This window comes from Oceanispirochaeta sp. (genome assembly GCF_027859075.1).
GTDB lineage: Bacteria > Spirochaetota > Spirochaetia > DSM-2461 > DSM-2461 > Oceanispirochaeta.
Window position 1 is genome coordinate 1 of the sequence record NZ_JAQIBL010000340.1, and the last position, 7,760, is coordinate 7,760.

Genomic DNA, 7,760 nt, shown 5'->3' on the forward strand with positions numbered 1-7,760 from the left:
ACCCCCAACTCGGGTGGTGTGACGGGCGGTGTGTACAAGGCCCGGGAACGTATTCACCGCGCCATGCTGATGCGCGATTACTAGCGATTCCACCTTCATGGAGTCGAGTTTCAGACTCCAATCCGAACTGAGACCGGCTTTAAGCGCTTTGCTCCACATCGCTGCTTCGCATCACTCTGTACCGGCCATTGTAGCACGTGTGTAGCCCAGGACATAAGGGCCATGATGATTTGACGTCATCCCCACCTTCCTCCGGTTTGTCACCGGCAGTCTTGCATGAGTCCCCAACTTAATGATGGTAACATACAACAGGGGTTGCGCTCGTTGCGGGACTTAACCCAACACCTCACGGCACGAGCTGACGACAACCATGCAGCACCTGTATACAGATCTCCGAAGAGAAACAGCTATCTCTAACTGCGTCCTGTATATGTCAAGCCCTGGTAAGGTTTCTCGCGTATCATCGAATTAAACCACATGCTCCACCGCTTGTGCGGGCCCCCGTCAATTCCTTTGAGTTTCACCGTTGCCGGCATACTCCCCAGGCGGTACACTTAACGCGTTAGCTACGGCACCTAGGACTCATGCCCCAGACACCAAGTGTACATCGTTTACGGCGTAGACTACCAGGGTATCTAATCCTGTTCGCTACCTACGCTTTCGCACCTCAGCGTCAATCCAGAGCCAGCAAGTCGCCTTCGCCTCTGGTGTTCTTCCTAATATCAACAGATTTCACCCCTACACTAGGAATTCCACTTACCCCTCTCGGATTCTAGTCATACAGTTTCCAACGCAACATCACTGTTAAGCAGTGTGCTTTCACATCGGACTTACATAACCGCCTACATGCCCTTTACGCCCAATAATTCCGAACAACGCTCGCTCCTTACGTGTTACCGCGGCTGCTGGCACGTAATTGGCCGGAGCTTATTCATATGCTAACGTCATCCAATACCCATTTCCTGATACTGTTATTCCTCACATATAAAAGTGCTTTACAATCTCTCGACATTCTTCGCACACGCGGCGTCGCTCCGTCAGACTTTCGTCCATTGCGGAAGATTCTTAGCTGCTGCCTCCCGTAGGAGTCTGGGCCGTGTCTCAGTCCCAATGTGGCCGGTCACCCTCTCAGGCCGGCTAATGATCGTCGCCTTGGTAAGCCATTACCTTACCAACTAGCTAATCATACGCAGGCTCATCTTTCAGCGGGGCAAACGCCCCTTTCCTCTACAAACATAATCGTAGAGATTATTCGGTATTACCCCATGTTTCCATGAGCTATCCCCAACTAAAAGGTAGATCACCTACGCGTTACTCACCCGTTCGCCACTCTCAAGAATCCGAAGATCCTCTACCGTTCGACTTGCATGCTTAAAACGCGCCGCCAGCGTTCGTTCTGAGCCAGGATCAAACTCTCCATGATATAGTTTATCCTCCGAAGAGGATAATTTTCTATCAAACCTTCAAACCATTGCTAAGCGGGTGTAAACACCCTCAACGGCTTAAAGTGAGCTAGTCCTTTTATACAGTAGATTTCTTCCTTGCGGAAAAGCACCACTGAGCTTAAAAGAAAACTAACGTTCGGATTCCATTTCAGCCAGAAGCCTAATTTGAAAACCTTAGCATTTCGTTCCTCAGCCTTACGGCTTTTGACGGGATTGTTCCTCGGCTAAAGCCTGCGGTACAACCCTGTACTCGGTACGAAATGTTATCGTACTACCAGTGCTTGACTCTCGTCAAATACTTCAATTTCCCTTCTCTAATTCCTTTGTAAAAGAACAATTAGCAAGTGATCTGTTTATTCAGCAAAATCACTTTAGTTCTGTTGGTCCGTGGCTTGTTAGCCCTAACGCTCCGTGAATATATAACTTATCCTGCTTTTATGTCAACCGCCTATTTTTACATTTTGTGAATTCTTTTCTGCAAAACCTATTGATGCATTTCAAAGGCTGGCTTAATCCTATGCTACAAAAGAATATAAATCGATCAAAGAGTCGCTTCTGCTTAAAACTTCTTATATAAAGAGAAGAAATTAATGAATATGATTCTTGTATCTCTGGATTTCACTTATATTGCTGACTCAATTTTGACTGCCCCTGTGAGTTTTATACTCGCAAGACGAATGGACGACTCATATCTACAAGAGGAACCTAAGTGGTGAAGTCAAAAAAAACCGCCCTTAAAAAACTGCTTACATCTGAAGACAGCTTGTGGGCGGTTATTGACCATTGTATAAAAAACTATTTTTTACCCGAATTTTTAAGTGCGTGTAAAATGAACTCTCGAAACAAGGGTCCTGCTTTAATCGGAGAGGAGGTGAATTCAGGATGAAACTGAACACCAACTCCCCAAGGATGATCCGGCCATTCTAAAGATTCAACAAGAGAACCGTCGGTGGTTGTTCCCGAAAGAATCAACCCAGCCTTTGATAAGGCCTCCCGATAGCTATTGGAGACTTCATATCTATGTCTGTGACGTTCATGAATATTCGTTGAACCATAGGCGTTAAAGATATGAGTCCCTTTGGTCACCAGAGATTCACTCAGCCCGAGTCTCATTGTTCCACCGTAGGCAGTCACATCAACCTGTTCTTCCAGTAGTGAAATGACTGAGTTATTCCCCTCGGGTCTGAATTCAGAACTGTCAGCATCTTTGATTCCCAGAATAGAACGACTGTATTCGATGACCATGATCTGCAGGCCCAGGCAGATTCCAAAACAGGGAATCTTATGCTCTCTGGCAAACCTCGCCGTCTGGACCATACCCAGAATGCCCCTGGAACCAAAACCACCAGGAATAAGGATGCCGTCAAAAGGAGCAAACAATTCATCTAGTGTTTCACCTGCGGCGATTTTCTGTTCCACATCCTCAGAATCGATTTTTATCAGGTTTAATCTTACTTCATTGGCAAAGGCTCCGTGAACCAACGACTCATCCACTGATTTATAGGCATCACCTAGTTCGATATATTTACCTACCATGGCAATGTTGACTGTCGTTTTAGCATTTTTATGTATATCCGCCAGCCTGCCCCACAAACTGGTAATCTTGGATTTTCGGCTGCGGAGCCCCATTTTTCGGCAGACAACCTCATCCATTCCCTGCTGGTGATATACAACCGGGATTTCATAAATAGTCGTATCCACATCATGAGCCGAAAGAACACAGTCATGATCAATGTTGGTAAACTGGGATATTTTCCGTTTCAGATCATCGGGCAATTTTTCCTGACAGCGGCAGAGCAGTACATCTGGCTGGATACCGATCTCTCTCATTTCTTTCACTGAGTGCTGGGTAGGCTTGGTTTTCACCTCCCCCCCTGAGACAGTAGGAACCAGTGTCAGGTGGACCGACAATGCATCCCCATGACCTTTTTCGTGAATGATCTGGCGGACTGCTTCAAGATAAGGAATAGATTCAATATCCCCAACTGTGCCACCGATTTCAACAATGGTAATTTCGATCTCTGGTTTTTCACCCAAAGTAAGAATACGTCTTTTAATTTCATCTGTAATGTGAGGAACAACCTGAACACACTTACCGAGGAATTTCCCTTCCCGCTCCTTCCGGATAACAGCATCATAAATTTGACCGGTTGTAACAGAGTGGGCGGCACTCAGTGGTGAATGAGTAAATCGCGCATAGTTACCCAGATCAAGATCTGTTTCTGCACCATCATCGGTGACATACACTTCTCCATGCTGATAAGGACTCATGGTCCCTGCATCGACATTAATGTATGGATCGACCTTGATCATACAAACAGAAAACCCTCGATTTTCAAGGAGGGTACCCAGGGATGCCGAGGCCAACCCTTTTCCAAGGCTGGAACAAACACCGCCTGTGACAAAAATATACTTCTTCATGTGATAAAATTATTCCCCGGATGCTCTCGCTCTGTCAATTACAGGAATTGCATTTTTAATGAGTAATCATTAGATTATCCTGAATAGAGCTCAGCATCCTAGACATTTGAGATAAGGAGACAATATGAAATCAATAAAAACAGAGTTGGCCCCAGCTGCGGTTGGACCCTATTCTCAGGGAATCGATACGGGCACAATGGTTTTTACATCTGGCCAACTCCCCATTGATCCCGTCAGTGGTAAGATGATTGATGGCCCCATTGAAGAGCAGACAAGGCTGTCCCTCCTCAATGTGGAAGCAGTTCTGAAAGAGGCCGGTAGTGATTTAAATAAAGTCGTAAAAGTCACAGTGTTTGTAAAGGACATGGGGAATTTTTCCAGAATCAATGAGGTTTATAAGGAATTCTTTTCAGACCACAAACCGGCTCGGTCTCTGGTGGAAGCCGCCCGTCTGCCCCTGGATGGAGAGATCGAAATTGAAGCCATCGCTCTCAAATAAATGAAAGCAGTTCTCCAAAGAGTCTCAAGAGCGACCGTCACCATTGATAGAAATGAAACCCGGTCCATAGGGCCGGGTCTTCTGATCCTTCTGGGAATTTCTCATGAAGATACAAAAGAGGATATTCATTGGTTGACGGGAAAAATTTCCGGGATGAGAATCTTCACAGATCCAGATGGAAAGATGAACCTGTCTGTCCAGGATATTAAGGGAGAGATTCTGGTTGTAAGCCAGTTCACTCTTTTTGCCAGTACAAAGAAGGGGAACAGACCCTCTTTCAACAAGGCTGCCCCACCCGAGCTGGCTATTCCTCTTTACAATGATTTTGTTAGTGAATTAAGAAAAAATACCGGATTACATACTGAAACGGGAGAATTCGGGGCTTATATGGAAGTCCAGCTCTGTAATGATGGTCCCGTTACAATTCTAATCGATAGCAAAAATAGAGAATAAATCCTTATCTTATGAAAACCAGAGCTCACCAAAAAACTCTGTTTTGTGAAAATCAGGAGACTCTGACATGACCGGATTCCAGCACAGGTAGTGAGGCGTCTGCAGAAGGTCTCCGCATTTGTATAGATTGCCCTGCATCTTCAAGCCCTTGAAAGTATCATAGGACTCTTTAAAAAATGCTGAGGTAGGTATCACCAACATCAAGGACCAGGATGGTGCCTCATCGACCAGTCCTTCATGATAATGATGATAGGGCGAAGTACCAAGAGAGGGTATCCTGACGATCCGATCCAGAATGCTTTTTTCAGGTACTTCCCGTTCCTTCCGTTCAACACCCACCTGTGCCAGTACAGAGCCAAGACAATTAAACTCAAAGTTATAATAGTATTCCTTATTTTCAGGAGACAGAAACAACTCTACACAACTATCCTTGAAAACATCACTGCCGTCCTGTGTAAAAGTCCCCAGGATTTCCCTCTCCCTGACATAATACTTCAGCAGCAAATAATTTTGATACCAGGCTATCCTGAACTGGACATCTGGTTTGTCAGGATATTCAGGCCAGGGAACATTCTGAATAGAGGCGGGTCTCCCCATCTGGTCAAAATCTGATGAAAATTTCTGAGGATCTTGACTCAAAAGATCAAAATCAGGGGCAACTTCAGGAATAATCAATTTACTGCAATGGTCCATCAGCGCCACCAACTTTTTCGTTTATATATTTTAGGGAAATTAGGAGCATCAGCCTTTTTTATGGAATACTGTTCAATCTTGTTGTCGATGAGAGACAGGATTTTCCGGTTTAAGTCATTCTGAGATCTACTAATCAGGTGAGTTTCGGACAGGTTCATTTCCAAATTTTTTCTCAGATCTTTGAGAAGTATTATTTTTTCAGTATATCCCAGAGTACGCTCCTGATCCCCGATGAAAAGGTTATCGATCCTGGTCAGTACTTCACAGGTCCTGAAAACCGGGTTGGATGCCCCGGCTATGATTCGGATATAATCGGGCATCAGCCCATTCAATGCACTTTTTTTTGAAATCATTCTTTATCCTGATGAATTTATTATATTAAAACACTGGTATCTAATCAAAAGTTTCAGTTGATGCAATATACAATCGTCACTCCATCACTCTACGGTCAATATCAAAGTGGGGTAGACCCTGATTATCCTGGGTAATTCTATAAACTACAAGTTCCCCCGTTCGTATTGTCAATTTTTGATGCTTTTTCCAACCAGCTCCACTCCAGGTCAGTTCATAGATTCCAGGCGGTAAAGGCCAGCTGTTCCCTTCCGTGGCAAGCGTACCGAAACGCCCTTTAGAATCGAGCCAAAGCCCTCCCTGGAGAATTTTTTTACCGTTGACTCTCAGTTTTAAACGATCCATATTATGATGAACATCAAGTTGTCCGGGGTATGGACGCAATGCCGCTTCCAGGATCAGGTCATCCTGATAGAATTCCGGAGAAATATTAAAAGTTGACTCATAATACCCGGGGAAACCAGCCTTTATCTGGTATGTAAATCCTGAAACAACCGTTGTATCCCTTGTAAGAGGATACCAATCACCCTTTGAATTCCGGATAAAAACATGCCCTTCAGGAGACAAAGGCTCTCCTGTCAGTGTATCTGTCAGGATAAGTTTCACATCCATGGGCCGCGATTGAAGGGGAGGAGCCGTCAGTTCTATGACAAGAGTCCTCCCCTGAACAGAGAGGGGAGGAAGATAAAAGCTTTTCCACACAACCCTGTTCCCCCAATTTGCTTTCAACCTGTAAAATCCACTTTTTTTATAAAATGAATTTCCAGAAAAAACCGCATGATCCCAAATCTCAAGAGATTTCAAAGAACTTCCCTCTTCCCGGAACAGTTCAAGACTCTTAAGGGGAAAAGCTTCTCCCTGCCCCTCCTGGTACAATTCAAAGGAAAATCCGCCGACCTGTTCTGGAAGAAACCATTGATAAAAGTGCCCTCCAAACAAGAGACCAGAAAGAACAACTATCATCAAAAATAAAAACAGCAGGGTAATCAGGAATGTTTTACGAGACTTCTTTTTCACGCCCAGAACCTGGGAGAAGCCTGAGTTTCCATTAATTTTACGGGTTTTCCCTTTAAATGCCGGTTGAGAAGTCAAAGTTCTTATTCTCCGGGAAAGATCCTCAATGGAACTCTCATCATTCATTCTGAAGGAGCTGAGAGCTTTCAGCACACGAAAAGACGAGGGATACCGAAGCAGGGGCACCCGGAAAATACAGCGCCTGATAATCAACCAGCTTGAAATTCCATAAGAGCGGATCAAAAACAATAAGGAGGGATGCCGACCTTTCAGTACAGCCCTCCGCATATCCTCCAGGGTCTCTGCTTCAAAAAGCTTCCTGTTTGTAAGAAGCTCATAATAACTGACTCCCAGAGCATAAAGGTCGGTTCGAAGGGTTATTTTGCCATGACCGGAAAACTGTTCAGGAGCCATATAGGAAGGTGTTCCGATTAAAGGGTGCTCCACCCGGTTGTCCTGTTCATCGTGATCAGCCGGGTCTTCAAGCATGGCGATTCCAAAATCACCCAGCTTTACATCGCCATTTTGAGAGATAAAGATATTGGAGGGCTTGATGTCCCTGTGAATAATTTTTCGATCATGGATATAATTCAGGGCCTTACAGCAGCATCTGAGAATATAGCGGATGGTTTCGTGATTCAATGGGCCCGACTGTTCAATAATACGGTCCAGGGAGGCACCCTCTACAAATTCCATGACCATAAAGTGGCGGCTGCCTTCCTTGAAATGATCATACACCTTAACGATATGGTCATGATTCAAATCCATCATAAGAGCGGCTTCCTGCAAAAACCGGTCATAAAAGGATTTTTTGCCCCTGAGATTCAACTTTTTCAAGACGACTTTTCTTTTAAGAGTTGGATGCAGTCCCAAATAACCAATGC

The 7,760-nt window shown here is 44.8% G+C and carries 6 protein-coding genes and 1 rRNA gene; 2 read left to right on the forward strand and 5 right to left on the reverse strand.

Annotated features, from left to right (window positions below; translation table 11 throughout):
- Together PF479_RS19150 and PF479_RS19155 are read right to left on the reverse strand one after the other, a co-directional pair.
- A 16S ribosomal RNA gene (locus tag PF479_RS19150) occupies positions 1-1,423 on the reverse strand; the annotation flags it as partial.
- A gap of 817 nt (positions 1,424-2,240) precedes the next feature.
- Complete coding sequence (locus tag PF479_RS19155) at positions 2,241-3,866, reverse strand: CTP synthase (RefSeq protein WP_298010223.1); 1,626 nt, start codon at positions 3,864-3,866, stop codon at positions 2,241-2,243.
- Positions 3,867-3,990: 124 nt separating this feature from the next.
- Here PF479_RS19155 and PF479_RS19160 point away from each other — a divergent pair, with 124 nt between their 5' ends.
- Entirely contained in the window at positions 3,991-4,365 is a 375-nt protein-coding gene (locus tag PF479_RS19160; protein ID WP_298010226.1) for a Rid family detoxifying hydrolase, read from the forward strand.
- A complete protein-coding gene (gene dtd, locus PF479_RS19165) occupies positions 4,366-4,818 on the forward strand; it encodes a D-aminoacyl-tRNA deacylase (protein WP_298010229.1) in 453 nt (150 codons plus the stop codon).
- Between the two features lie 9 nt (positions 4,819-4,827).
- Here dtd and PF479_RS19170 read toward each other — a convergent pair whose 3' ends face one another.
- From PF479_RS19170 to PF479_RS19180, 3 genes are all read right to left on the reverse strand, one after another.
- Positions 4,828-5,511 carry a carbohydrate-binding family 9-like protein gene (locus PF479_RS19170; RefSeq protein ID WP_298010232.1) on the reverse strand — a complete coding sequence of 228 codons (684 nt, stop codon included), beginning with the start codon at positions 5,509-5,511 and terminating at the stop codon, positions 4,828-4,830.
- A complete protein-coding gene (locus PF479_RS19175) occupies positions 5,511-5,864 on the reverse strand; it encodes a hypothetical protein (protein WP_298010234.1) in 354 nt (117 codons plus the stop codon). The genes PF479_RS19170 and PF479_RS19175 overlap by 1 nt, the downstream gene beginning before the upstream one ends.
- A gap of 76 nt (positions 5,865-5,940) precedes the next feature.
- Positions 5,941-7,760: serine/threonine-protein kinase (locus PF479_RS19180; protein ID WP_298010237.1), on the reverse strand; the 1,820-nt coding region annotated here is incomplete at its 5' end.

Bases quoted from the DNA above. Each gene is read 5' to 3' on its own strand.
- PF479_RS19155 (WP_298010223.1), bottom strand. From the start codon at position 3,866: ATGAAGAAGTATATTTTTGTCACAGGCGGTGTTTGTTCCAGCCTTGGA.
- PF479_RS19160 (WP_298010226.1), top strand. From the start codon at position 3,991: ATGAAATCAATAAAAACAGAGTTGGCCCCAGCTGCGGTTGGACCCTAT.
- dtd (WP_298010229.1), top strand. From the start codon at position 4,366: ATGAAAGCAGTTCTCCAAAGAGTCTCAAGAGCGACCGTCACCATTGAT.
- PF479_RS19170 (WP_298010232.1), bottom strand. From the start codon at position 5,511: ATGGACCATTGCAGTAAATTGATTATTCCTGAAGTTGCCCCTGATTTT.
- PF479_RS19175 (WP_298010234.1), bottom strand. From the start codon at position 5,864: ATGATTTCAAAAAAAAGTGCATTGAATGGGCTGATGCCCGATTATATC.